Source organism: Collinsella sp. An7 (assembly GCF_002159335.1).
Taxonomy (GTDB): Bacteria; Actinomycetota; Coriobacteriia; order Coriobacteriales; family Coriobacteriaceae; genus Coprousia.
Map to the genome: position 1 here is coordinate 168,437 of NZ_NFHP01000004.1, position 24,022 is coordinate 192,458.

Below are 24,022 nucleotides of genomic sequence, written 5' to 3' on the forward strand. Positions count from 1 at the left end.
CGTGCGGCTTTGGGGTGTTGTTTAGCGTTGTTGAGCGGTGCCTAGAAAACTCGACCCCTGATGTGAGTGTATCTTTTGGAGCGAGTAAGTAGCACTTTAGTGTGGCGAAGTGCTCAACAGGCACTTTGCCTGTGCATGCAGCTGGTTTTGAGAGGTTGTACTGACGGTTCCCAAAAGATGCACTCACATCGAGGGTCGAGTTTTTTCTGGCGGGGGAGTGCGAGGGGATATGGCCGAGTATCAGCATATCGAGCACGGCTTTGAGCCGGTGTTTGACGGGCGCTCGCGGGTACTTGTGCTCGGGTCGTTTCCGTCGGTACTCTCGCGGGCGAACGCGTTTTTCTACGGCAACCCGCAGAACCGTTTTTGGCGAGTGATTGCGGCGTGTGTGGGAGAGCCTGTTCCGCCGAATGAGGGGGAGCTGGCGGTTGGTGGTCGCCGTGGTTTGGCGGGGGAGCACGGTGGTGCGGCCGACAGCCTCGAGGTGGCGGGGCGGTGCGGTGGCGCGTCCGGCAACGTTGAGGCTGCAGGGGAGCCTGGTGCGGCCGCCGGCGGTTTCAGGACGTGCGGTGTTGGCGCTGCGCTCCGCCCGGCGACCCTTGAGGAATCCATCGCCGCCAAGCGCGCACTTCTGCTACGCCATGGCATCGCGCTTTGGGATGTGATTGAGAGCTGCGATATCAAGGGTTCATCTGACGCGAGCATCCGCAACGTGGTGCCGGCCCACATCGAGCGCATTACCGATACGGCGCCGATTGAGCGCGTACTCTGCAATGGCGGCACAGCGGGGCGGCTCTACCACCGCTATCTGGAGGAACGCACGGGGCTCGCGGCAACGGTGCTGCCCTCAACGAGCCCTGCCAACGCGAGCTGGCCGCTCGAGCGGCTCATCGCCCGCTGGCGCGAGGGGCTGGCGGGGCTGTAGGGCCAGGTTGTTCGCATCCGGGTCTTATGTTGGCGCGGCAAACCCTTCGGCAGGTGGGGTAACGATATGTCGTGGCCACTGCTTTGGGCGGCGCGTCACCTTGCAAGCCACCACGGCTCTCGGAAATGCCGCTCACTCAGATAAACAGCGTTTTTGGGCCAGATAATGCTGCTAGGGTGAGTGAACCGCAAAACGAAAATGCGGTTCACTCAGCTAAACGGCAAAATGCTGTGAGCGGCAAAAAAGCGCGGGAGGCTCGACATTACATCGAGCCTCCCGCGCTTCTGCGTTGCATAGTAACCGGGCTCGGCGCCACGTGCGGCCCGGCAGCGTGCGGCCGGCGCAGGAGAGCGCCCAGCCGCCTCACCCCGCGCCCGAGCTCTAGCCTACGCGCGCTTGATGAACGCCTGGTAGCCCTTGTAGGCCTCGTACACGTCGGCCTTGTTGGTGACCTCCCACAGCGAGTGCATGCTGAGCACCGCCACGCCGGAGTCGATCACGTCCATGCCGTACTCGGCCAAGATGAAGGCGATGGTGCCGCCGCCGCCCGCGCCGATGCGGCCGAGCTCGCAGGTCTGGAAGGCCACGCCGGCCTCGTCCATGATGTCGCGCACAAGCGCCACGTACTCGGCGTCGGCGTCGTTGGAGCCGCTCTTGCCGCGCGAGCCGGTGTACTTGTTAAAGCACAGGCCGTGCCCCATGATGGCGGCGTTTTTCTTCTCAAAGCGGTCGGCGTAGAGCTGGTCAAAGCCGGCCGACACGTCGCTCGAGAGCATGCGCGAGTTGCCGAGGCAGCGGCGCAGCGCCAGCGGGCTCTCGAGCCCGGCGAGCGCGAGCACCTCGGCCATGGTGTTCTCAAAGAAGCGGCTCGTCATGCCCGAGGCGCCCACCGAGCCGATCTCCTCCTTGTCCACAAGGAGCGTCACGGCGGTGCGCTCAACCTCGGGAACGGCGAGCTGCGCGGCGAGCGAGGTGTAGGCGCAGACGCGGTCGTCCTGGCCGTAGCCCAAGATCATCGAGCGGTCAAAGCCCATCTCGCGCGCCGGGCCGGCCGGCACGACCTCGATCTCGGCCGAGAGGAAGTCCTCCTCGTCAAAGCCGTACTTCTCCTTCAAGATTCCGAGCAGGTAGCGCTTGACGGGCTCCTTGGGGTCGTCCTCCTTCTGCTCGTCGATCACCACGGGGCGGCCGCCCACGATCACGTCGAGGTTCTCGTGGTCGACGGCCTCGGCGGCCGGCTTCTTCATCTGGTCGGCTGCGAGGTGGATGAGCAGGTCGGAGATGCAGAACACCGGGTCGTCGGCATCTTCGCCCACGGCCACCTCAACGGTGGTGCCGTCCTTCTTGCATACCACGCCGTGGATGGCGAGCGGCGTGGCGACCCAGTGGTAGGCCTTGACGCCGCCGTAGTAGTGCGTGTCGAGGTAGGCCATGTCGCCGGCCTCGTAGAGCGGGTTCTGCTTGAGGTCCAGGCGCGGGCTGTCGATGTGCGCGCCGAGGATGTTGAGGCCGTCCTCGAGCGGGGCGGTGCCGAGGTTGACGAGCATGAGGGTCTTGTTGTGGCAGGTAGCGTAGACCTTGTCGCCGGCCTTGAGCTCGCGACCCTGGGCGCGCGCCGCATCGAGGCTCACGTAGCCGGCGGCCTCGGCGAGCTTGACGGAGGCGGTGACGCACTCGCGCTCGGTCTTGTTCTGCGAGATAAAGGCGCGGTAGTCCTGGCAGAGCTCCTCGAGCTCGGCGAGGGCCGCGTCGTCGTAGGCCTTCCAGGCGTTCGGACGTTCCATGGGGGTCCTTTCTGCGTTGCGTGATGGGTGGATAGTTCCGCCCGCCATGGTAGCACGGCACGCCGTGGGCGGGCCTGCGGAGCGGGCGTATCCACCACCTCTGCTTGCGCCGGGCATCCGCACGCCGTGACCGCCACGTGCACCGTGCCGCCTGCTTCGCCTGTCCGCTCGTTCTACCGCTCGAGTTTGACCTCGACGGCGATGCCCGGGTCGACGGCTGCGGCAAACGCCTCGGCGTCTTCGGGCGCGCCCACGATGTTGCCATAGTGGGTCGGCACGGCAACGCGCGGCCGGATCCTGTTTATCAACGCCGCTGCCTGCACGGGGTCCATGGTAAAGGTCCCGCCGATGGGTACGAGTGCAACATCGCAGGTAACCGCGCGGTTATCGGGCTGCTCGTCGGTGTCGCCGGCAATGAGGTAGCGCACGCCGTCGAGCGTGACCACGTAGCCGAGCCACCCGTTTTCCTGAGGGTGCTTCTCAAGCCGGCTCGGATCGGTGTTGTAGGCGGCAATGGCCTCGATTCGCACCCCGTGCACGTCGAGCGTCTCGCCGGCCCGCATCAGGTGCGTGGCCACGGTGTTGAGCGCCGCGACCTCGTTTGCGATGCTTGCCGGCGCCACGACCTCGGTCGACCCGTTTGCCACGCGCGCGTAGTTTGCGGGCGAGAGGTGGTCGTAGTGCGGATGGGTGATGAGCACGAGCGTCGCATCGTGCGGCTCCTCGACGAGGTCGAAGGGATCGGCATAGACGACCGTTTCGCCGTCTGCGCTCTCGAGCCGGATGGCGCTGTGCGTGAGCACGCGCAGGTGCGTAAGGTCGACGTTGGGCATAGCTCCTCGATTCTCTGTATATGGAACGCTTCTCTTATGCCCCGTTCCGCTGCTGGGATGCACCGGCCATGCGGGTGGGGGAAGAGGGGACGGGCGTGTTTCTTACATTCGAGAAGCACGTTCCCGCCCCCCTGCCCTTGCGACGGGCGCCGCATCGCCTGTAACTGCCGGGGCTACATCTATGGTATGCTGAGAAAGCGCGCTGCCGGGTGGCGGTGCGCTTGAGCAGGGGAGAGTCCATGCAGATCTCTACGCGCTTTTCCATCGCGGTGCACACGCTGCTGTGCATCGCGCACTTTGCCCCGACCACCAAGGTCACCTCGGCCTTTATCGCGGCGAGCGTGAACGTCAACCCGGTGGTGATCCGCCGCACTCTCGGCATGCTCAAAGAGGCTGGACTCGTGCATGTGGAGGCGGGCGTGGGTGGGGCCTCGCTCACCCGACCGCTCAACGAGGTGACGCTCCTCGATGTGTACCGAGCGGTGGAGAGTGTCTCGGGCAGCCTCTTTGACTTCCACGCCAACCCCAACGCGGCGTGCCCGGTGGGTCGCAACATCCATGCAGTGCTCGATGACGAGCTCGCTGCCGCGCAGGCTGCCCTGGAGGACCGTCTTGCCCAGACCACGCTCGCCGACCTTGACGGTCGTCTGGAGGGGCTGATTAGCGCAGAGTCGCACTAGGGTGTCAGGCTAGGGGTACTCCGGCCGGCTCCGACGGCGCAGCCCCGCGGTACTCCCGTCGCGCCGCCCTGCTCCCACCGCAGCGTTCCGAGCGCCGTCGCTAAGCGTCCTCCGCCTTGCTCTCCGCGTTAAAGCGCTCCTCGATCTGAGCAAAATCCCGAGCAAACTCCTCCATCGAGCCCGACCAGAACGCGCGTGCCGGTCGGCGGCTGCCTACATAGGCGGTGCGCAGGCCGCAGTCCGGGGTGGGGAAGTCGCGCTTGGCGTCGTTGCCCACCATGAGAACCTCCTCGGGCGCAAGCCCCAGGCGCTCGAGGCTCTCGCGGTAGTAGATGTCGCTCGGCTTAACGCGCGTGGTGTTCTCCATGTCTGTTACCAGCTCAAAGGGCACGTCGGTGAGCTCGGCCCAGCCCATGCGGCACGCGATGCACGTGCGGCTGAAGCTCGGGTTGGTAAAGAGCGCCACCTTGAGCCCGCGCCCGAGCACCTGCTCGAGGGCCTCGTGCGCACCAGCCCGCGGGCAGGCGGCGATGAGCCGGTCGTTCTTGCGGGGGAGGATCTCGCGCTCGTAGTAGTCAAAGACCTCGGCAATGACCGGGTCGGTCACCGCCACGCCGCTGCGCCGTGTGAGCTCGTCATCAAAGAAGGCTCGGTTGGTGCGTGTGTCGTCAGGCTCGCGTACGTTGTTGTTGAGGTCGATCATCGCGCCGGAGTACGCCGCAAACGCGGCAAAGGGGTTCTTGCGGCCGATGTCGGCAAGCAGCGCAGCCTCGTCCTTGGCAAACACCGCGATGAACGCGCTCAGGTTGATGCTGAGCAGCGTGTCGTCCATATCAAATGCAACCGCTTTGAGCATGTACCGTCCCCCTCGCGCATGTTGCCGTCGGACCCTGTCTGTACCCGTTTTGGGCGCGCTGCACGCCGTCTCCACGCGATGCGCGCCTTACGGTTTTGTCACCCGCCGGCATCGCGCGCAGGGTGCGGGCCGACCTTTTACCGTTCTGGGCGCGCCGCCGGCCCGCGCGATTGCGCGAATTTTCGCACCGGTCGTAAAAATGCGCAAGTCATCCTTGAAAAACGGGGCACATCAACGTATTCTTTAGTCCTGTGAGTTTCTGTCGAGGCTCACGTCCGTATCTGTCGGCCCCCGAGTGTTCCCAACCGGTGGGAGGCGCGCCACCCGGCGCAACATCCATCGTAGGTCTAGCGGTCGGGGCCCCGTACATCGAAAGGGGTCCACCTTTGAGTGAGATTCAGAACGCGTCCATCTTCTCTCTCGACGATGTGAATGAAGAGGAGATGAACAACCTTATCGACGGCACCATCACCGATTTCGATGAGGGCGATCTTGTCAGCGGCACTGTCGTCAAGATCGAGAAGGACGAGGTCCTGGTTGACATCGGCTTCAAGTCTGAGGGCGTCATCCCCGTCCGCGAGCTCTCCATCCGCAAGGACGCCAACCCGGCCGACATCGTCAAGCTCGGCGATTCCATCGAGGCCCTCGTGCTCCAGAAGGAGGACAAGGACGGCCGTCTTGTGCTCTCCAAGAAGCGTGCCGAGTACGAGCGCGCCTGGAACCGCATCGAGGAGAAGTTCAACTCCGGCGAGAACGTCGAGGGCGAGGTCATCGAGGTCGTCAAGGGCGGCCTTATCCTCGACATCGGCCTGCGCGGCTTCCTGCCCGCCTCCCTCGTCGACCTCCGTCGTGTCAAGGATCTCAGCTCCTACCTCGGCACCCGCATCGAGGCGCGCGTCATCGAGATGGACCGCAACCGCAACAACGTCGTTCTCTCCCGCCGCGTGGTGCTCGAGGAGTCCCGTAAGGCAGAGCGCACCGAGATCCTCTCCAAGCTCAAGGCCGGTATGCGCCTCAAGGGCACGGTCTCCTCGATTGTGGACTTCGGCGCGTTTGTGGACCTCGGCGGCATCGATGGCCTGATCCACATCTCCGAGCTCTCCTGGAACCACGTCAACCACCCCTCCGAGGTCGTCAAGGTCGGCCAGGAGGTCGAGGTCGAGGTGCTCGACGTCGATCTCAACCGCGAGCGCATCTCGCTCGGCCTCAAGCAGACCACCGAGGATCCGTGGCGTTCGCTCGTCAAGAAGTACCCGGTTGGTGCCATCGTCGAGGGCACCGTCACCAAGCTCGTGCCGTTCGGTGCGTTCGTTGACCTCGGCGAGGGCATCGAGGGTCTCGTGCACATCTCCGAGATGGCCAACAAGCACGTGGACCAGCCGAGCCAGGTCACCCATGTGGGCGCCAAGGTGCAGGTGAAGGTCATGGAGATTGACCTCGACCGTCGCCGCATCTCCCTCTCGATGAAGTCCGCCGCCGAGACCCTCGGCGTCGAGATCGAGGTTGCCCCGCTCGACAAGCCGGAGGAGAAGGACGCCGAGTAGGCTCCAACCCTGCGGTAGCAGCGTGAGACGCACGGCCCGTCGCCCCTTCGGCGGCGGGCCGTTTTGCATATCGGGGCGGCGTGTGACCTGTCTGCCCGCGGCGGCTATCCGGCGGCTGAGGGCGTTTGGAGCGGGGTTGAGCGTCGGGCTCTCCACTGCCGCTCGTTTGATGATGTAAGGTGCAATCTGCGAAAGGAGTCGCTATGGGGGAGTGTACAGCCGACGTGCCGTTTGGCGTGTTGGCGCGGCCTGTTGTGATTTTTGACTTTGACGGGACGCTCGCCGATACGGGGCGGGCGGTCATCCACGTGGTGGAGGCCACGCTCCGCGTACACGGCTACGACCCCGAGGCAATGGGCGACCTGCGCCGCTTCATCGGACCGCCGCTCGTTGACGGCTTTGGGCTCGTCTGCGGTGTGACGGCTGAGGAGGCTGAGCCGCTTATCGCCACTTACCGGAGCATCTTTGCCCGCGAGGTGGGACCTAAGGACTACCCGCCGCTCCCCGGGATGGTAGAGCTCGTGGAAGTGCTTCGTGCGCATGGCGTGCGGACTGCGGTTGCGTCCTCGCGGCTCGAGACTTCGGTGCACGACATGCTCGCGAACCTGCCGTTTGCGCCCTTCGATGCGGTAGCGGGTCGCTTGGAGCCCGGGCGGAGTACCAAGGCGGACTGCATCCGCGCGGTGCTCGAGATGCTTGGGTGCACGGCGGCGGACGCTGTGATGGTGGGCGACCGGCATCACGATGTCGACGGTGCCCACGAGCTGGGGCTACCCTGCATCGGTATCTATCGCGACGAGGACGCCCGCGCGGAGCTTGAGGCGGCGGGCGCCGATGCCCTCTGCCCTAGCGCGGCCGCCGCGGCGCGGTTCCTTGGTGTGGTGCTGCGGTAGCTGCTGTCCGGCCGAACGGCTATCCTAGGGGAGGGTGCTCCGGCGCCCGCAACCGCGCAACCGCTATCGCCGCATCGCGGCAGAGAGGAACTCATATGGATATCACCAACCAGCAGGAGCTCGAGGCGCGCGTCGACGCCTACATCGACGAGGTCTGGCCGGAGGTCATCGCCGACATTGAGCGGCTCGTCAAGCACCCGTCCGTTGCCGACGAGACCAAGGCCGAGCCGGGTGCCCCGTTTGGTCCCGAGGTTCGCGGTGCGCTCGACGAAGCGCTCGGCATCGCGGAGCGCCTGGGCTACACCACGGGCGACGATAAGGGCTACCTCGGCTGGGGCGATATCCCCGGCGAGACGGAGACCCAGCTCGCCACGATCTGTCACGTGGACGTGGTCCCGGCCGGCCCCGGCTGGACGGGCGACCCCTTTACCGTGCGCCAGCGTGAGGGCTATCTCCTCGGTCGCGGCGTCTCCGACGACAAGGGCCCGGCTGTGCTCTCGCTCTATGCGGGAGCCTTCTTGCTGCATGAGGGTATCACGCCGCGCTACAGCTTCCGTGCGCTCTTGGGTTGCGACGAGGAGGTGGGGATGACCGACGTTCACCACTACCTCGAGACGCACGAGAACCCCGCCTTCCTCTTTACGCCCGATGCCGAGTTCCCCGTCTGCAACGCCGAGAAGGGCCTCTTTGGGGCGACCTTTGCCAGCGGGGCCATCGAGGACGGCCGCATCATCAGCTGGTCGGGCGCCGAGGCCACGAACGCCATCCCGAGCGAGTCGATCATTGAGCTCGCCGTCGACGCTGCGGAGCTTCCCGCCCCGAAAGCAAACGCCGACCGCCTCACCATCGAGGAGGTCCGTTCCGGTGTGACCCGCATCACGGCGCACGGCATCGGCGGGCACGCCGCCATGCCGGAGGGGTCGCTCAACGCCATCGGGCTCATCGTTACCTACCTGCGCGAGCTCACGGGGGTGCTTGCGCCCGAGGAGGAGCGCTTTGTTGAGCTCCTTGCCATCGTGCACGCCGACACAGCTGGGGAGGCCATGGGCATCGCGTCTGCGGACGAGGCGTTCGGCCCCCTCACGGCCAATGCCGGCGTGATCGAGGTGGCGGACGGCCATATTACCCAGACGCTCGACTGCCGCTGCCCGGCGAGCATCACCGCCGAGGAGATGGAGTGCACGCTCACGGAGCTCGCGACGCGCTATGGCGCCACACTCACCGTCGACAGCACCAAGCCGCCCTTCTCGGTCGATGCGGCGCACCCGGCGGTCCAGACGCTCATCAACGTGTACCGCGAGGTCTCGGGTAACCACGAGGCTGCCCCGTTCTCGATGGGCGGCGGCACCTACGCGCGCAACTTTGCCTGCGCGGTGAGCTTTGGCCCCGAGGAGCCCGCAGCCGCCACGCTGAGCTGGGTAGGGCCCATGCACGGCCCCGACGAGGGCGCCAGCGAGGAGGCCCTCAAGCGCGCCCTCAAGATCTACATCCTGGCCATCCTGAAGCTCCAGGAAGTCGAGCTCTAACGTAAAACGTGGCCCGGGTTTCCCGGGCCACACCATCTTTTCCCTCTTCCAAGCATCGGTTTGCGCGCAGTGGGGCGAAAGGCCCTGGACCCGGCGACGCCGGACTCCTCGCAGGGCGAGTCGCGAAGCGAGCCCAATGGGCGCCGAGCCCAGAGAGGAGCCCGGCGTCGCCGGGTCCAGGGCCGTCAGACCAGAACTGGCCCCTTTGTAAACTGCACGTAAACCGTGCGTACCCCATGCGTAACGTTTGATTAGACCTCGGTAATGGCTCGCCGACGCCGCCTGCAGGCGCTGCGAGCCGCTTTATTCTTCCTTCCGGTATTCGGACCTGTGCCGCGCAGCCCCTGGCGCGCGGGTCGTCGCGGGGAGCAGAGACCCCGCGCCGCCGTCCGGCAAACGTGTTCTTGGAAGGAGAACCATGCTCGCATTCGATTGCTCTCGTCGCCAGTTCCTCGGCCTCGCCGGTGGCCTCGCTGCCTTCGCTGGCCTCGGCCTCGCCGGCTGCGGCTCCGAGCCCGCCGCCACGGGTTCCGCCGCTGCTTCCGCCGATCTCACCGGTACGGTGACCTACGATGGCGCCTCCTCGTTCCAGGCGCTCGTCGAGGCCGCTGCCGAGCAGTTCATGGCTGAGAACGAGAACGTCTCCATCACCGGTTCCGGCAACGGCTCGGGCACCGGCCTCACCGCGGTTGCCGACGGCACCGTGACCATCGGCAACTCCGACGTCTTTGCCGAGACCAAGCTCGAGGCCGACCAGTGCGCCGACCTCGTCGACCATGAGGTGGCCGTCGTGGGCATGGGCCCCGTGGTCTCCATGAACGTCACCGTCGACGACCTCACGCTCGAGCAGCTCCGCGGCATCTTCTCCGGTGAGATCACCAACTGGAGCGAGGTCGGCGGCGAGGACGCGGACATCTACGTCATGAACCGCAAGTCCGGCTCCGGCACCCGCGCCACCTTCGAGGCTGCCGTCTTCGGTGCCGGCGAGCCCGAGTCCACCTTCAAGGGCGACGCCGAGCTCGACAAGTCCGGCGACGTCGTGACCCAGATCGGCGGCACCGACAACGCCATCTCCTACCTCGACTTCTCGCACTTCGACGACACCAAGTTCAAGGCCATCAAGGTCAACGGCATCGAGCCCACCTCCGAGAACGTCACGGACAACTCCTTCCCGATCTGGGCCACCGAGCACATGTACTGCAAGGAGGACGCCGACGAGGCGACCAAGGCCTTCCTCGAGTACATGCTCTCCGACGACGTCCAGGGTTCCCTTGTGGAGGAGCAGGGCTTCATCCCGGTTTCCGATATGAAGGTCGTCAAGGATGCCGAGGGCAACGTCACCGAGAAGTAAGTAATTACTTCGACTTGATTTACGCCTGTACGTAAACTCATCGAAAGGTGCGCTATGGCAAAGCAGATGCCAAAACGCAACCTTGAGAAGGTTGGCTTGAGTGTCACGGGCGCCTGCGTAGCGCTCGTGACACTTGTCGTTGTAGCGCTCATCTTCATGGTTGCGCAGCGCGGTCTCTCCACCTTCTTCAAGGATGGCGTTAGTGTTCTAGAGTTCTTCACCGGTACGGAGTGGAACCTCGCTGTCGAGAATCCGGAGACGGGCCTGCCCTTCACGGGTGCGCTGCCGCTTATCGTGACCTCGTTTGCGGTGACTATCATCTCCACGGTCATCGCCCTGCCCATCGCGATCGGTTCGGCCATCTACGTGGTTGAGATCCAACCCAAGTTCGGCCAGAAGTACTTCCAGCCGCTCATCGAGCTTTTGGTGGGCATCCCCTCGGTCGTCTTCGGTCTTATCGGCTTTCATGTCATCGTGGGTGCCGTCCGTGCGATTTTCAACGTGGAGCTCGGCCTCGGTATCCTGCCCGGCTCCATCGTGCTTGCGCTCATGATCTTGCCGACCATCACCACGCTCTCTATCGACGCGCTGCGCGCCGTGCCGCAGAGCTACCGCGAGGGCTCGCTCGCTCTTGGCTATACCCGCTGGCAGACCATCTGGCACGTGGTGCTCAAGAGCGCCACGCCCTCGCTCATGACCGCCGTCATCCTCGGTATGACGCGCGCCTTCGGCGAGACGCTCGCCGTGCGCATGGTCATCGGCGGCGTGGAGGCCATGCCCGCCGGGCTCATCGACTCCGCGTCCACCATCACCACGACGCTCACCACGAGCATGGCCGTATACGCCACGGGCTCGGTCCAAAACGACACGCTCTGGACGCTCGGTCTGCTTCTTATGGGCATGTCACTCATCTTCATCCTGATCATCCATCTCATCGGTGCAAAGGGGGCGAAGGCTCGTGGCTAACGCAACGACAACAACCGCTGCCACCTCCGGTGCGCACGCTCCCGAGCAGGAGGGGCGCATCCGCCGCGCCATGCGCAACGACAAGCTGGCGACGGGCATCCTCACCGTTATCGTGGGCGTCGTCATGGCGATCGTCGTGGCCATGGTCGCCTACATCCTCTTCCAGGGTGTGGGCCAGCTTTTCCAGCCGGGCTTCCTTACCGAGGCCAGCCGTTCCAACGGTACCGAGGGCGGTATCGCCTACCAGCTGTTCGACTCGTTCTACCTGCTCGTGCTGACCCTCATCATCTCGGTGCCGATTTCGCTGTTCGGTGCGGTCTTCCTCGTGGAGTACGCGCCCGACGGCCCCGTCACCAAGATCGCGTCCACGGCCATCGAGACGCTCTCAAGCCTGCCCTCGATCGTGGTCGGCATGTTCGGCTTCCTCATGTTCTCGGTGAACTTCGGCTGGGGGTACTCGCTCATCTCGGGCGCCATCGCGCTCACGATGTTCAACATCCCCATTCTGACCCGCGTCATCACCCAGGCGCTCGAGGACGTTCCCGCAAGCCAACGCGACGCGTGCCTGGCCATGGGCCTCACCCGCTGGGAGACGACGCTGCACGTCCTCATTCCAGCGGCCATGCCCGCCATCGTCACGGGCGTGGTGCTCTCTGCCGGCCGCGTGTTTGGTGAGGCGGCGGCGCTGCTCTTCACCTCCGGTATGTCGAGTCCGGCGCGCCTGAACTTCTTCTCCCTCAACTTCGCGAGCCCCACGTGCGCCTGGAACATCTTCCGCCCCGGTGAGTCGCTCGCGGTCCACATCTATAAGATCTACGGCGAGGGCAGCCCGGAGGCGCAGCACATCGTCTGGGGTACCGCTGCGGTCCTCATGATTTGCGTGCTTCTGTTCAACGTGCTTTCCCGTATCGCCGGCAAGGCCCTCGCGAGGAGGATGACCGCAGAATGACCAACGATACTGATCAGTTCCTCGCGAGCGTCGACTCCAGCGAGCGCACGCCGCGCGTGACAGGCCGGGCGATTTCGAACGAGGTCATGCTCGAGACCCATGACGTGAACGTCTACTACGGCGAGAACCACGCCCTGCACGACACCTCGCTCAAGTTCCACACCGGCGAGATCACGGCCCTCATCGGTCCGTCCGGTTGCGGCAAGTCGACGTTTCTGCGCTCGCTCAACCTCATGAACCGCGAGATCCGCGGCTGCCGCGTGACGGGCGAGATCATCTACCGCGACCATAACATCAACACCGCGACCGAGAACCTCTACGAACTTCGCAAGTCGATCGGCATGGTGTTCCAGCAGCCCAACCCCTTCCATAAGTCCATCCGCGAGAACATCACCTTCGCGCCCAAGCGCCACGGTTTGCACGACAAGGACGCGCTCGACGAGCTCGTGGAGGAGTCCCTGCGCGGTGCAGCACTTTGGGACGAGGTGAAGGACAAGCTCGACGAGAGCGCCTTTGCGCTCTCGGGCGGACAGCAGCAGCGCCTGTGCATCGCGCGCACGCTCGCCATGCATCCGGACGTGATCCTCTTTGACGAGCCCTGCTCGGCGCTCGACCCCATCTCCACGCTCGCGATCGAGGACCTCATGAACTCGATCGTGGAGAACCGCGCCATCATCATCGTGACGCACAACATGGAGCAGGCCTCGCGCGTGTCCAACCGCACGGCGTTCTTCTACATGGGCGAGATGGTGGAGTACGGCGAGACCGACCAGATCTTCCAGCGCCCCACCGACAAGCGCCTGAACGATTACCTCACGGGCATGTTCTCGTAGGCGTGTGGCGCAGCTCGATTGCTCCGAGCGCACGGTGCGGTGCTCAACCAGCTCCTTCCCTTCCAAGGCGGCGACCCTCTCTGCGGGTCGCCGCCTTCGTATTAGGGCCGATTCTTCGCGAGGGCTTAGGGGTCGAACTTGGCCGGGCGGGGCTTAGCGGCCGGGTGCCCCTGTACCCTTCGGGTGGAAGCGGGCCCTGCCCGGGGCGCGCGGGGGGGTTTTGCGCTACAGTAAGGCGGATATATCGGAATCACCGAGGGAGCAAACCCATGGCAGAAACCCCGACCGCCGCGCCCGCCTTTACGCGCGCGCACTTCATCGGCATCGGCGGTGCCGGCATGAGCGGCATCGCACTCGTCCTCCACGAGCGCGGTTACGTCGTTACCGGCTCCGACCTCAAGACCTCCCGCTACATCCGCCAGCTCACCCGAGCCGGCGTGGATATCCGCATCGGGCACCGCGCCGAGACCATCGACGAGGCCTCACCCGACGTGGTGGTGGTCTCGACCGCCATCCCCGAGACTAACCCCGAGCTCGCCCGTGCTCGCGAGCTGGGCATTCCCGTGTGGCCCCGCGCCAAGATGCTCTCTGCGCTCGGCGCCGGCTACACCACCGTTGCCGTGGCGGGCACCCATGGCAAGACCACCACGTCTTCTATGGTTGCCACCATGCTCGACCGCATGGGCGAGGACCCGAGCTTTCTCATCGGCGGCATCGTGGAGGGCTACGACACCAACGGCCGCAACGGCCATGGCCCGTACTTTGTGGCGGAGGCCGACGAGTCCGATAGCTCCTTCCTCTTTCTCAACCCCAACGTGGTCGTGGTCACCAATGTTGAGGCCGACCACATGGACCACTACGGCTCCCTTGCCGAGATCGAGCGCACCTTCGCCGAGTTCATGGACCTGGTGGGCGAGGATGGTACGGTCGTGGTATGCGGCGATTCCCAACACCTCGCCGAGCTGGCGCGCTCGACGGGTCGCCGCGTAGTGACCTATGGCTTTGACGCGGGCAACGACGTGGTCTGCACCCCGCGCGCCCACGAGCGCTCCATCGCCAACGCGGCGACGGTCGCCTTTGCGCCGGAGCGCAGCTACGATATCGAGATCAAGAGCAACCCGGGTCGCCACAATCTCCTCAACGCCACCGCCGCGCTCGTGGTGGCAGACGTGCTCGGGCTCGACGTGGCCAAGGCCGCCGAGGCGCTCTCGAGCTTTGAGGGGGTCCGCCGGCGCTTCACCCATGTGGGCGATGTGGACGGCGTGACGGTGGTGGACGATTACGGTCACCACCCGACCGAGATCCGCGCCACGCTCGCCGCTGCCAAGACGCTCGGGTTTGCGCACGTTGACGTGGTCTTTCAGCCGCACCGCTACTCGCGGCTCCAGGCCTTTGCGAGCGACTTTGCCGACGCCTTTGCCGACGCCGACCGGCTCGTGCTCATCGACGTGTTCTCCGCCGGCGAGATGCCCATCCCGGGCGTCACGAGCAAGATGCTCGCCGACCTCGTGCGCGAGCGGCATCCGGGCAAGGAGGTCCACTACGTAGCGGACCGCATGGCGCTCTCGGAGGCGCTCAGGGGTGTGGTCGAGTCGGGCGACCTGCTTATCACCATGGGTGCGGGCGACGTAACGACCGTCGGCCCCGACTTTATCGACTACTGCGCCGCGCAGGACGCGTGAGACGGCGATGGGACTCTTTAACGCCGTCATGGCGCTTTCGGGCGCCGCTGACACCGACCTCATCGAGCAGGAGCGCCTCGCGCGTCACACGAGCTACCGCATCGGCGGCAAGGCTGACCTCTTTCTCGTGTGCCATAGCTACCACGCGCTGCGCCGCGCCATCGACGTGCTCGGCGAGGAGGGGGTGCCCTGGGTCATCATCGGCAAGGGGTCAAACCTGCTCGTGGCAGACGAGGGCTATCGCGGCGCGGTGGTCACGCTCGGGCGCGAGTTCTCGCGCATGGTCGTCTCAGAGGACGGCGTCACGCTCACCGTGGGCGCCGGCGTGATTTTGGCGCGGCTCGTCAACGAGGCGCTCACGCGCGGGCTCACGGGCCTCGAGTTTGCCGTGGGAATCCCCGGCACGCTCGGCGGCGCCATCTCCATGAACGCCGGCACGCGCGAGCAGGGCATCGGCAGCGTGGTGGAGGACGTCCTCACGCTCAAACCGGGCGCGGGTCTCAGGCACTACGCGCACGACGACGTGCAGTGGGGGTACCGCGCGTGCACCTTGCCGCGCGACGAGATCGTGCTCGAGGCCACGGTCAAGCTCGCTCCGGGCGAGAAGGGTAAGATCCGCCAGGTTATGGAGAAGTCGCTCGATCGCCGGCGCAAGACGCAGCCGCTCGGCAGCGCATGCTGCGGCTCGGTCTTTAAGAATCCTGCCGACATGAGTGTGGGCAAGATGATCGAGGACTGTGGATTGAAGGGTTTTTCGGTCGGCGGGGCCGAGGTTTCGCCGATTCACGCTAACTTTATCGTGAACACGGGAACGGCAACGGCCGCCGACGTGGCGTCCGTCATCAAGAAGGTGCATGAGGAGGTACGAAAGGCGTATGGCGTCGAGCTCCAACCGGAAGTCAAATTCCTCGGCTTCTAAGGCCTCGAAGCCCACCTTCCGGCGCGCCGGCGGCAAGGGCTCGCCCCGCCCCGTCGCAAGCCCCTCGCCGCGCCCCGCGCAGCCCGCGCGGAAGGCGCCCTCCAAGCTCATCAGCTCGTATTCGCCCCGCACCAAGGCGGGCAAGCCCTCTGCGGGTTCGCTGCGGCAGCCTCGTTCCTCGGCGGTCCCACGTCCGCGCGCTGCGGGGCAGGGGAGCGTGCGGTCCGGCGCCCCCAAGCGCCTGGGGACCCCTGCGGGCATGTCTGCCGCGCGCCGTCCGCTTGCGCAGAAGCCCGCTCAGAAAAAGCCCCTCGCGCAGGCGCCCACCACGCAGAAGCCCGCCAAGCAGAAACCAACGAAGCAGAAGCCCACCAAGCAGAAGGCGGTCGCCGTCCGTAAGAAGACCTCCCCGCGCCCCTTCTCGGCCACCTCGGTGACGTCTGTTGCCGCCCAGCCGCGTACCGCACGCTCCGAGCGCGGTGCGGGCCCGGTTGCGCGGGTGCTCGGCGCGGTGGGCGGCGTCTTTGCCACCATCGGTCGGCTTATCGGACATATCGCCTCCGCGCGCGCTCTCGCCATCGCCATCGCCGCGGCCGTGGTGCTCGGCGTGGCGGGCGTGGTGGTTGCCAACTCGCCGATCTTTGCCGCCACGAACATCGTCGTCGAGGGGAGCGAGCACGTATCGGCCGAGACCGTCAAGCGCCTCATCTCCGTGCCTGACGGTACGACCCTCCTCAACGTCGACACCGCCGCCATCGCTTCCTCGCTCGAGGAGAATCCCTGGGTGAGCGGCGTGTCGGTGGAGCGCGAATGGCCCAACACCCTGCGCATCGTGCCGAAGGAGCGCGCCGTCTCGGCCATCGTCTACATCACGGCCGACGACATCGCCTGGGCGGTGGGGGACGACGGCTGCTGGATCGCGCCCGTCTCGCTCTCGGTGCAGGTGGACGCCGAGGGCAATGTCATAGATACCGCAACGGGCTCCGGCACCTCTGGGGCTGACGGCGCCGATACGGCCGCCACCGAGGGCGGAGACGGCACCGAGCTCGGCCAGGATCCCGCCGCTGCAACGGCTGCCCAGCAGCTCACGGGCACCGATGCCGCTCGCGCCCTCGCCCGTTCCTCGGGAGCGCTCCTCTTTACTGACGTACCGGCCGATATCGAGCCCTCCACGGGTCAGGAGGTCACCTCCGACGTGGTCCTTGCCGGCCTCAAATACGCCAACGGTTTCTCTGACGCCTTCAAGCAGCAGATTCAGAGCCTCTCGCTGCCCTCGGTCGATGCGATTACCGCCTACCTTACCTCCGGTATCGAGGTCGCCCTCGGCGAGCCCACCGATATCGAGACCAAGGAGCGGGTCGTCACGCGCCTGCTCGAGCAGCAGGAGGGCGTGACCTACATCAACGTGCGCGTGCCCGACAGCTACTCCTTCCGGAGCGCCCCTGCCGCTTAGCGGAGACGCGATTCGGTGAACGGTTGAGGGCATTACCTGCGCTTTGTCTGACAATTACACAATTCGGCGCTCGTCATTTGACGCATCCTGCCGATTTGTGCAAAGATAAGCGGGTTTACCTCGCACTTTAATGTAAACTTGAAGGTTAAGGTACGGGCTTCGGCATACAGAGCTTCGGCAGCCATCCGGCAACCGGCATCGGAGGACCACATGCACGAGAACGAGATCAACAACTATCTTGCCGTCATCAAGGTGGTCGGCGTCGGCGGCGGCGGCACCAACGCCGTCAACCGCATGATCGAGGAGGGCATCCGCGGCGTCGAGTTCGTAGCCATCAACACCGACGCGCAGGCGCTGGCGATCTCTGATGCCGACATCAAGGTCCACATCGGCACCGAGATCACCCGTGGCCTCGGCGCCGGCGCCAACCCCGAGATCGGCCGCAAGGCAGCCGACGAGAGCCGTGACGACATCAAGGAGGCGCTCGCGGGCGCTGACATGGTGTTCATCACCGCGGGCGAGGGCGGCGGCACCGGTACCGGCGCGGCACCCATCGTGGCCGATATCGCCATGAACGACATCGGTGCGCTCACCGTCGCCGTGGTCACCAAGCCCTTCACCTTTGAGGGTCGCAAGCGCAAGAAGTCGGCCGAGGAGGGCATCGCCACGCTCTCGCAGTGCGTCGACACCATGATCGTCATCCCCAACGACAAGCTGCTCGACATCGCCGACAAGAAGACCACCATGCTCGAGGCCTTCTCCAACGCCGACGGCGTGCTCTCGCAGGGCACCCAGGGCATCACCGACCTCATCACGGTCCCGGGCGTCATCAACCTCGACTTCGCCGACGTAAAGACCATCATGAAGCAGGCCGGTACCGCCATGATGGGCATCGGCACCGCCTCTGGCGACAACCGTTCGGTCGACGCTGCCCAGCAGGCCATCTCGAGCCCGCTGCTCGAGAGCTCCATCGACGGCGCGACCCGCGTGCTGCTCTCTATCGCCGGCTCCAAGGACCTCGGCATCCAGGAGATCAACGACGCGGCCGACCTCGTTGCCAACGCCGTCGACCCCGAGGCCAACATCATCTTCGGTACCGTGGTGGACGAATCCCTGGGCGATCAGGTGCGCATCACCGTCATCGCCACCGGCTTCTCCGATTCCAACGTCAGCCGTCAGGACGAGCTCTTTGCCGCGGCGCCCAAGTCGAGCGATTCGTCGAGCTCCTCGCGCGGCACCAGCTCCTCCACGAGCGCTCCCGCGAGCCGCACCATCGGCGGCCAGGAGGTCCACAACTTTGGTAACGACCAGTTTGAGCTCCCGGACTTTCTCAAGCGCGGTAACTTTTAAGGGTTTGTGCTAGAAGCGCAAACCTCGACGCTGCGCGGGCCTCAGGCACGTCATCTTGCCGTTCACTCGTGGGTCGCCGCCGTAAGGCGTGCTCCCTCTTAGTTCACGGCAACCTGGCGTGCCTGGGGCCCGCTCGCTGTTGTGGGTCCGACCTACGGGGATAAATGCTTGTGCGGGGGTGGCACGCTTGCTGTGGTGGGCTCTACCTATAGCGTTAGATACCTACGTGAACTGTGGCGTTCTCGCTATAGCGGGCTCCATCTAAGGAGGTCGAGTAGCTGTCCCTCTGAGGCTACCCTTGGCCGTGCGGGCTCTAGCCGGAAATGCGGTTGCCGCGCATGTATGGGGCTCACTGGCTGATGCCGGTGCCGCTTGGGTTGTGTCTCAGCAACGCCGGGTATAACGTTGCCTAACCGTTGTGGAGAGGAGCGCAGATGGAGCGGCGTACGTATAAGAACGGCGTGACACTCGTCGGGTCGTCTGAGGGGCCGGTTGCTTTTGCCTTTACGGAGCGGACGGGCGGGGTTTCTCATCCGCCCTTCTCCTCGTTGAACCTTGGGACGCACGTGGGGGACGACCCCGCGGCAGTGGGGGAGAACCGTCGCCTCGTACTCGAGGCTCTAGGCTGCGAAGATGCGCTCTGCCACCTCATCGTGCCCAATCAGGTCCATGGTGACCATGTGGCTGTGGTCCGCTCTCCAGACGAAGAGGCCCTCGACGCCGTGCGGGCCGAGGTGGCCGACGGAGCGGACGCCGTCGTCTGCACCTTGCCCGGTGTGCCCGTACTCCTCTGCTTTGCCGACTGCGTGCCGGTGCTGCTTACCTGCGAGCGCGGCTTTGCCGTGGTGCACTCCGGCTGGAAGGGCACGATCGCGGGCATCGCGGCCAAGGCCGCGCGCGTGCTCGCCCAAGAGACCGGTGCGGCGCCGCGCGAAATCCGCGCCTATATCGGCCCGCACATCACGGGAGCGGAGTACGAGGTGTCGACCGAGCTCATCGAGCGCTTCGCCGAGCGCTTCCCGGGTGTGGTCGCGCTTGGGCCGTCGCGCCTGCTCGACCTCGCCGCCTGCATCCGCGCCGCCTTGGGCGAGGCGGGGGTTTCCGCGGAAAACGTCTGCGACCCCGACCTCTCCACCGTGCGCGAGAACGACCGGTTCTTCTCCTACCGGGCGGAGAACGGGCGCTGTGGCCGTCACGGTGCGGTCGCCATCATGCGGTAGGCGCCGCCCGCGTCTGCCCTCGCGACGCGCCGCTATCGCACCAAACGCGCCCTGGCGGGCCCTGCACCGCGTGGGCGCCACTGCCCGCCGCATTGCCCAGCGCAGCCTTACCGTGACAGCGCGCTTACAAAACCCTGACACCCGCCCTCTAGACTAACGATGCGACTATTCCGGGGCGCTTGAGCGCCCGGCACCGATTGGAGTCTAGCTATGCGCAAACTGTTCTCCCGCCAGCTCGTCGAGGCGCGCCACGAGATGCTCGCCATCTACGAGGCCATCGACCTTACGCTTCACGACGCCGTGCACGCGTTTGTGACGGGCGACAAGAAGCTCGCGAGCAAGACCAAGAAGCGGACCCTCCAGATCGATGCGCGCTGCGCCAACCTCGAGGCCGTCTGCTACAACCTCATCGCCACGCAGGGCCCTGTCGCCTCAGACTTCCGCCTGCTCCAGACCATCATCTACACTGACTTCTGCCTGCAGCGCATGTGCGATAAGGTGCGCCGCGTCGCGCGTGCGGCAAAGCTGCGCGTCTCGTCCGAGATCGAGCTGCCCGCCGAGCTCATCGAGCTCGTGAAGCAGGAGGCCTCGAGCGTCTACAAGGTCATGGGCACCGCCGCCTCCGTCCTCGTGACGAACGACCTCGGTCTCCTCTGCACGCTGAGCGACCAGGAGGAGTCGGCGCACGGCATCTACGAGGAGTTCTTCCGCGCCTACAACCGCATGGTCACGGTCGAGCTCACCGACGACCGCTCCTACGATGACCTGCGCCGCGTGATCATGGTGTCGCGCTACCTCGACCGCTGCGCGCAGTATGCCATCGACGCTGCGGGCCGCATCGCCTTCCTCCTCACGGGGCAGCGCCTCAACTCCGGTGACATCGCAGGCTTTGACGAGGACGACCTCGAGGCCCTGCGCGTTCCCTCGGGCGAGGGCGTGATTCTGCGCCCTGCCATCGATGCCCAGAGCGTGGCCGAGATCCCGCTCGACGAGGTCACGCCCGAGCTGCGCGAGCTCATCGAGAACCCCGTCGACGAGGACGAGGACGACGAGGAGGAAGAGGACGGCCTCGCTTAGTAGCGCGGACCGCAGCCTGCGCGTGTGAAGCGGACGGTATGCGGTGCACTTCGTAAACCTTGCGTGATATGGGCGCGGCTCCCGGCTGGGGGCCGCGCCCTGCGCTAGTATGGGGCGGGGCGTTGTCCCCATCGAGGAAGAGGGTGCATCCATGACCACGTGCTTCGATATTCAGGCATATCGCGAGGAGCTCCGTCGTCGCCGCGGCGAGATTCTCACGCGCTTTGACGCCGCCCTCGCGCGTTCCGGGCGCCCGCGCGGATCAGCGCAGCTTATGGCCGTGTCCAAGACCGTTGGGGTCGACGAGGTGCTTGCGGCCATAGAAGTGGGCTACCGTCTCTTTGGCGAGAACCGCCCTCAGGAGCTCAACCGTAAGCTCGAGGGCCTGTCTGCGGCTGGCGTACCGGTAAACGGGCTCACCGCGTCGTCTGAGGCGGCGCCTGCGACTCCGGATGCCTTGACGGGGGAGACCGATGCCGAGCAGGCGTCTGTCCGCCTCGACATGATCGGGAATCTCCAGAAGAACAAGATCAACAGCGTCCTCGGCCGCGCCGCGCTCATCCACTCCGTGAGCTCGCTTCATCTGGCGCGCGCCATCTCCGAGCGGGCGGCGCGGCGCATCGCCGACGGCGGGCTTGCCGCTCCGCAGGACGTGCTGCTCGAGGTCAATGTATCGGGCGAGGCGTCCAAATCGGGCTTCGCCCCGGAGGAGCTCCGCGCGGCGATCGACGAGTTGCAGGGTCTTGATGGAATCCGCATCAGGGGGCTTATGACGATGGCTCCACGGGGGGATAACCGCATCGTGCACCAAACCTTCGCGGGCCTGCGCGAGCTGCGCGACGAGCTCGCCGCGGCGCATCCTGCGCTCGACCTCGCGGAGCTCTCGTGCGGCATGAGCGAGGACTTTGAGGCGGCGCTTGAGGAGGGGTCGACGCTCGTCAGGCTGGGCAGGGTGGTTTTCAACCCCGCCTTTGAGCTAGAATAGGCTGATAGCACATCTGTTGGGTAAAGCGTGTGTGCCAAACGCTCCATACGGAGGGGTTGAGTGACGTGGGATTCTTAGACGATATCAAGAGCCGCCTTCCCTTTGGTCAGCAGCAGGCTGGCTACGGGCAGGACGGATATGCCGATGACGGATACGATGACGGCTACTACGATGGCGATGGCTACGATGACGACTACGGCACGCAGGATGCGGGCTATGGCCAGAGCTACACCCCGCAGCACCAGCCCGAGACGAGCGGCGTGCTCGGTCAGACCCGCCGTGGCGAGGCCGAGTCGGTAGCGGTCTATACCCGCTCCGGTCAGCTCGTGGGCGACGCCGACCGCCACGCCACCACCTACAACCCGCCCGCTCGCTCGCAGGACGCCTATCGTCCCGGCGCGTACGACACTCCCTCGAGCTACGCCGCCACGAGTGCCGCTCGTGCCGCCGCGGCTCCAAGCCCGGCTGCATCTGCCGCCGAGAGCCATGCGGCCGCCATCTTAAACGCCACTCCGCAGCTGCCCATCTACGTGCTGCGTCCCGAGAGCTACGACGATGTGGAGACCGTCGTGCGCCGCGTGCGCACCAAGCAGCCTGTCGCCCTCATCTTTGTAGGCGTGCGCACCGAGGTTGCCAAGCGCGTGCTCGATTTTAGCTACGGCTTTGCCTGCGGTCTGGGCGCCTCGGTGCGTGAGGTGGGCGACCGCGTCTTTGTGGTGCTGCCCCAGGGCTGCGAGGTCACCGAGTCCGACCTCGCCAAGCTCCGGGCCGACGGATACCTCAAGTAACAGGAGCTGATTACCATTTATCAACTCGCACAGCTCGTCAGCACGCTCGTTAACTTCTACGAGATGCTGCTTCTCGTCTACATCATCCTCACGTGGTTTCCCCTGCGCGAGGGTGGGATTGTCTACGACATCGCGATGGTGCTGCGCTCGCTCTGCGAGCCGTTCCTCGGCATCTTCCGGCGCTTCATCCCGCCTATGGGCGGGATCGACTTCTCGCCGGTTATTGCAGTTCTTGCGTTGAACGTCGTGGCGCGACTGGTAATAGGTATACTGGTCTAGACGAAGCCTGGGCGTCCGCGAGCCCGTGCGGGCGCGAAGAAAAAGGAGTTTTCGCATGGCTATCACACCCCAAGACATCCAAGCGCAGACCTTCTCCGAGGCCAAGCGCGGGTACGATCCCGCCGAGGTCGACGTCTTCCTCGAGCAGCTTGCCTCCGAGGTCGACGCGATGCTCTCCAAGATCGTCGACCTTAAGAACCGCCTGACCGCGACTGAGCACGAGCTCGCCGACGCCCAGGCTCAGCTTGCTGCGCAGCCCGCGCCCGCTCCGGCGCCTGCGCCCGCTCCTCAGGCCGATTACTCCGCCACCGAGCGCCAGATCTCTGCCGCGCTCATCGCCGCTCAGCAGACGGCCGATCAGATCGTGGCCGAGGCGCAGCAGAACGCCGAGCGCATCTGCAACGAGGCCGACGCCAAGGCGCGCGATGTCATTCGTCAGGCGCTCCAGGAGAAGCAGAACGAGCTTGCCGAGATCGACCGCCTCAAGGCCTCTCGCGAGGAGTTCAAGAGCGAGTACCTCAAGCTCATCCAGCACTTCATGGACGATGCGCAGAACTCCTTCCCGTCCGACCTGCTGTCCTCCGCGCCCGTGGGTTCCGCTGCCGCCACTCCGCTGCCCGCTGCGGCACCTGCCCCTGCGCCTGCTCCGGCGCCCGCGCCTGAGCCCGCTCCGGTTGCCGATCCGTTTGCTCCGCTCGACAACTTTGGCATGGACGACCTGGACTAACCGTCTGGAGCATGCTGACCGCGAGGTCGTTTGCGGCTCGCACGTCATAGATTTGGTCTACGAGGCTGGGGTTTGCGCCCCGGCCTCTTTTTTTGCGCCGCATGGGCGTTGGGGATACGCCTCGTCCCTTCCGCGCTGCTGTGATTCTCAGCTGCTTCTGCCCATGTCTCCGCACCCGGGCGGTCCGCGTCTCGGCGCTCAGGGTGTTATCGCTTTGAGGCACGGCAGCCCTTCTGTGCTGTCGCAGCCCGCGATATCGCACTTCACCTGCCTCTGCTTCTCGTCGCAGCGCCTTGACCGCCCGTTTTGTCGTTCGCCCATGGTTTGTGCAAAATACGGGCTGAAAACGGCCGATAAAAGGGCAAACGGCATTTCTGCAAATGCGGTTCGTCCTTGTAAACG

22 protein-coding genes are annotated in these 24,022 nt (G+C 65.5%); 19 read left to right on the plus strand and 3 right to left on the minus strand.

The features are described from left to right. Positions 1-229 precede the first annotated feature (229 nt). Positions 230-925 carry a uracil-DNA glycosylase family protein gene (locus B5G20_RS10565; RefSeq protein ID WP_239286901.1) on the plus strand — a complete coding sequence of 232 codons (696 nt, stop codon included), beginning with the start codon at positions 230-232 and terminating at the stop codon, positions 923-925. Between the two features lie 386 nt (positions 926-1,311). Here the strand turns inward: B5G20_RS10565 and B5G20_RS06230 are convergent, their stop codons facing one another. Both B5G20_RS06230 and B5G20_RS06235 read right to left on the minus strand, forming a co-directional pair. After that, complete coding sequence (locus B5G20_RS06230) at positions 1,312-2,709, minus strand: aminopeptidase (RefSeq protein WP_087355933.1); 1,398 nt, start codon at positions 2,707-2,709, stop codon at positions 1,312-1,314. 173 nt (positions 2,710-2,882) lie between these two features. Beyond that, positions 2,883-3,542: an MBL fold metallo-hydrolase gene (locus tag B5G20_RS06235; RefSeq protein ID WP_087355934.1), complete on the minus strand. Its 660-nt coding sequence runs from the start codon at positions 3,540-3,542 to the stop codon at positions 2,883-2,885. Between the two features lie 239 nt (positions 3,543-3,781). On the opposite strand from B5G20_RS06235, the gene B5G20_RS06240 reads away from it, so the two are divergent. Continuing rightward, positions 3,782-4,222 (plus strand): Rrf2 family transcriptional regulator, encoded by a 441-nt coding sequence (locus B5G20_RS06240; protein ID WP_087355935.1) that lies wholly within the window; start codon positions 3,782-3,784, stop codon positions 4,220-4,222. Positions 4,223-4,322: 100 nt separating this feature from the next. On the opposite strand, the gene B5G20_RS06245 is transcribed toward B5G20_RS06240, so the two are convergent. Continuing rightward, positions 4,323-5,078 (minus strand): HAD family hydrolase, encoded by a 756-nt coding sequence (locus B5G20_RS06245; RefSeq protein WP_087355936.1) that lies wholly within the window; start codon positions 5,076-5,078, stop codon positions 4,323-4,325. 386 nt (positions 5,079-5,464) lie between these two features. Here B5G20_RS06245 and rpsA point away from each other — a divergent pair, with 386 nt between their 5' ends. From rpsA to B5G20_RS06330, 17 genes are all read left to right on the plus strand, one after another. After that, complete coding sequence (gene rpsA / locus B5G20_RS06250) at positions 5,465-6,622, plus strand: 30S ribosomal protein S1 (RefSeq protein WP_087355937.1); 1,158 nt, start codon at positions 5,465-5,467, stop codon at positions 6,620-6,622. A gap of 203 nt (positions 6,623-6,825) precedes the next feature. Next, a complete protein-coding gene (locus B5G20_RS06255; protein ID WP_087355938.1) occupies positions 6,826-7,515 on the plus strand; it encodes an HAD hydrolase-like protein in 690 nt (229 codons plus the stop codon). A 95-nt stretch (positions 7,516-7,610) separates the two neighbouring features. Then, positions 7,611-9,041, plus strand: coding sequence for a Sapep family Mn(2+)-dependent dipeptidase (locus B5G20_RS06260; RefSeq protein WP_087355939.1), 1,431 nt, complete (start codon positions 7,611-7,613; stop codon positions 9,039-9,041). A 418-nt stretch (positions 9,042-9,459) separates the two neighbouring features. Continuing rightward, on the plus strand, positions 9,460-10,392 hold the full coding sequence (locus B5G20_RS06265) for a phosphate ABC transporter substrate-binding protein (RefSeq protein ID WP_087355940.1): 933 nt from the start codon (positions 9,460-9,462) through the stop codon (positions 10,390-10,392). Between the two features lie 54 nt (positions 10,393-10,446). After that, positions 10,447-11,358, plus strand: a complete 912-nt coding sequence (gene pstC, locus B5G20_RS06270) for a phosphate ABC transporter permease subunit PstC (RefSeq protein WP_087355941.1) — start codon at positions 10,447-10,449, stop codon at positions 11,356-11,358. Next, positions 11,351-12,307: a phosphate ABC transporter permease PstA gene (gene pstA, locus B5G20_RS06275; protein WP_239286902.1), complete on the plus strand. Its 957-nt coding sequence runs from the start codon at positions 11,351-11,353 to the stop codon at positions 12,305-12,307. Before pstC ends, pstA begins: the two co-directional genes overlap by 8 nt. Beyond that, the gene (pstB, locus tag B5G20_RS06280) at positions 12,304-13,140 is read left to right on the plus strand and encodes a phosphate ABC transporter ATP-binding protein PstB (protein ID WP_087355942.1); all 837 of its coding nucleotides are present in this window, start codon (positions 12,304-12,306) and stop codon (positions 13,138-13,140) included. The genes pstA and pstB overlap by 4 nt, the downstream gene beginning before the upstream one ends. 269 nt (positions 13,141-13,409) lie before the next feature. Then, positions 13,410-14,822, plus strand: coding sequence for a UDP-N-acetylmuramate--L-alanine ligase (gene murC / locus B5G20_RS06285; RefSeq protein ID WP_087355943.1), 1,413 nt, complete (start codon positions 13,410-13,412; stop codon positions 14,820-14,822). Between the two features lie 7 nt (positions 14,823-14,829). Continuing rightward, the gene (gene murB / locus B5G20_RS06290) at positions 14,830-15,741 is read left to right on the plus strand and encodes a UDP-N-acetylmuramate dehydrogenase (RefSeq protein ID WP_087355944.1); all 912 of its coding nucleotides are present in this window, start codon (positions 14,830-14,832) and stop codon (positions 15,739-15,741) included. Positions 15,742-16,000: 259 nt separating this feature from the next. Then, positions 16,001-17,194: an FtsQ-type POTRA domain-containing protein gene (locus B5G20_RS06295; protein ID WP_087356036.1), complete on the plus strand. Its 1,194-nt coding sequence runs from the start codon at positions 16,001-16,003 to the stop codon at positions 17,192-17,194. Between the two features lie 210 nt (positions 17,195-17,404). Then, positions 17,405-18,544, plus strand: a complete 1,140-nt coding sequence (ftsZ, locus tag B5G20_RS06300) for a cell division protein FtsZ (RefSeq protein ID WP_087355945.1) — start codon at positions 17,405-17,407, stop codon at positions 18,542-18,544. Positions 18,545-18,978: 434 nt separating this feature from the next. Then, positions 18,979-19,764: a polyphenol oxidase family protein gene (locus B5G20_RS06305; protein WP_087355946.1), complete on the plus strand. Its 786-nt coding sequence runs from the start codon at positions 18,979-18,981 to the stop codon at positions 19,762-19,764. Positions 19,765-19,974: 210 nt separating this feature from the next. Beyond that, positions 19,975-20,841, plus strand: coding sequence for a PhoU domain-containing protein (locus tag B5G20_RS06310; RefSeq protein WP_087355947.1), 867 nt, complete (start codon positions 19,975-19,977; stop codon positions 20,839-20,841). 151 nt (positions 20,842-20,992) lie between these two features. Then, on the plus strand, positions 20,993-21,826 hold the full coding sequence (locus tag B5G20_RS06315) for a YggS family pyridoxal phosphate enzyme (protein ID WP_087355948.1): 834 nt from the start codon (positions 20,993-20,995) through the stop codon (positions 21,824-21,826). Between the two features lie 65 nt (positions 21,827-21,891). Then, positions 21,892-22,614, plus strand: coding sequence for a cell division protein SepF (locus tag B5G20_RS06320; RefSeq protein WP_087355949.1), 723 nt, complete (start codon positions 21,892-21,894; stop codon positions 22,612-22,614). A 15-nt stretch (positions 22,615-22,629) separates the two neighbouring features. Beyond that, on the plus strand, positions 22,630-22,893 hold the full coding sequence (locus B5G20_RS06325; protein ID WP_255376992.1) for a YggT family protein: 264 nt from the start codon (positions 22,630-22,632) through the stop codon (positions 22,891-22,893). Positions 22,894-22,948: 55 nt separating this feature from the next. Further along, entirely contained in the window at positions 22,949-23,620 is a 672-nt protein-coding gene (locus B5G20_RS06330; RefSeq protein WP_087355951.1) for a DivIVA domain-containing protein, read from the plus strand. Positions 23,621-24,022 lie beyond the last annotated feature (402 nt).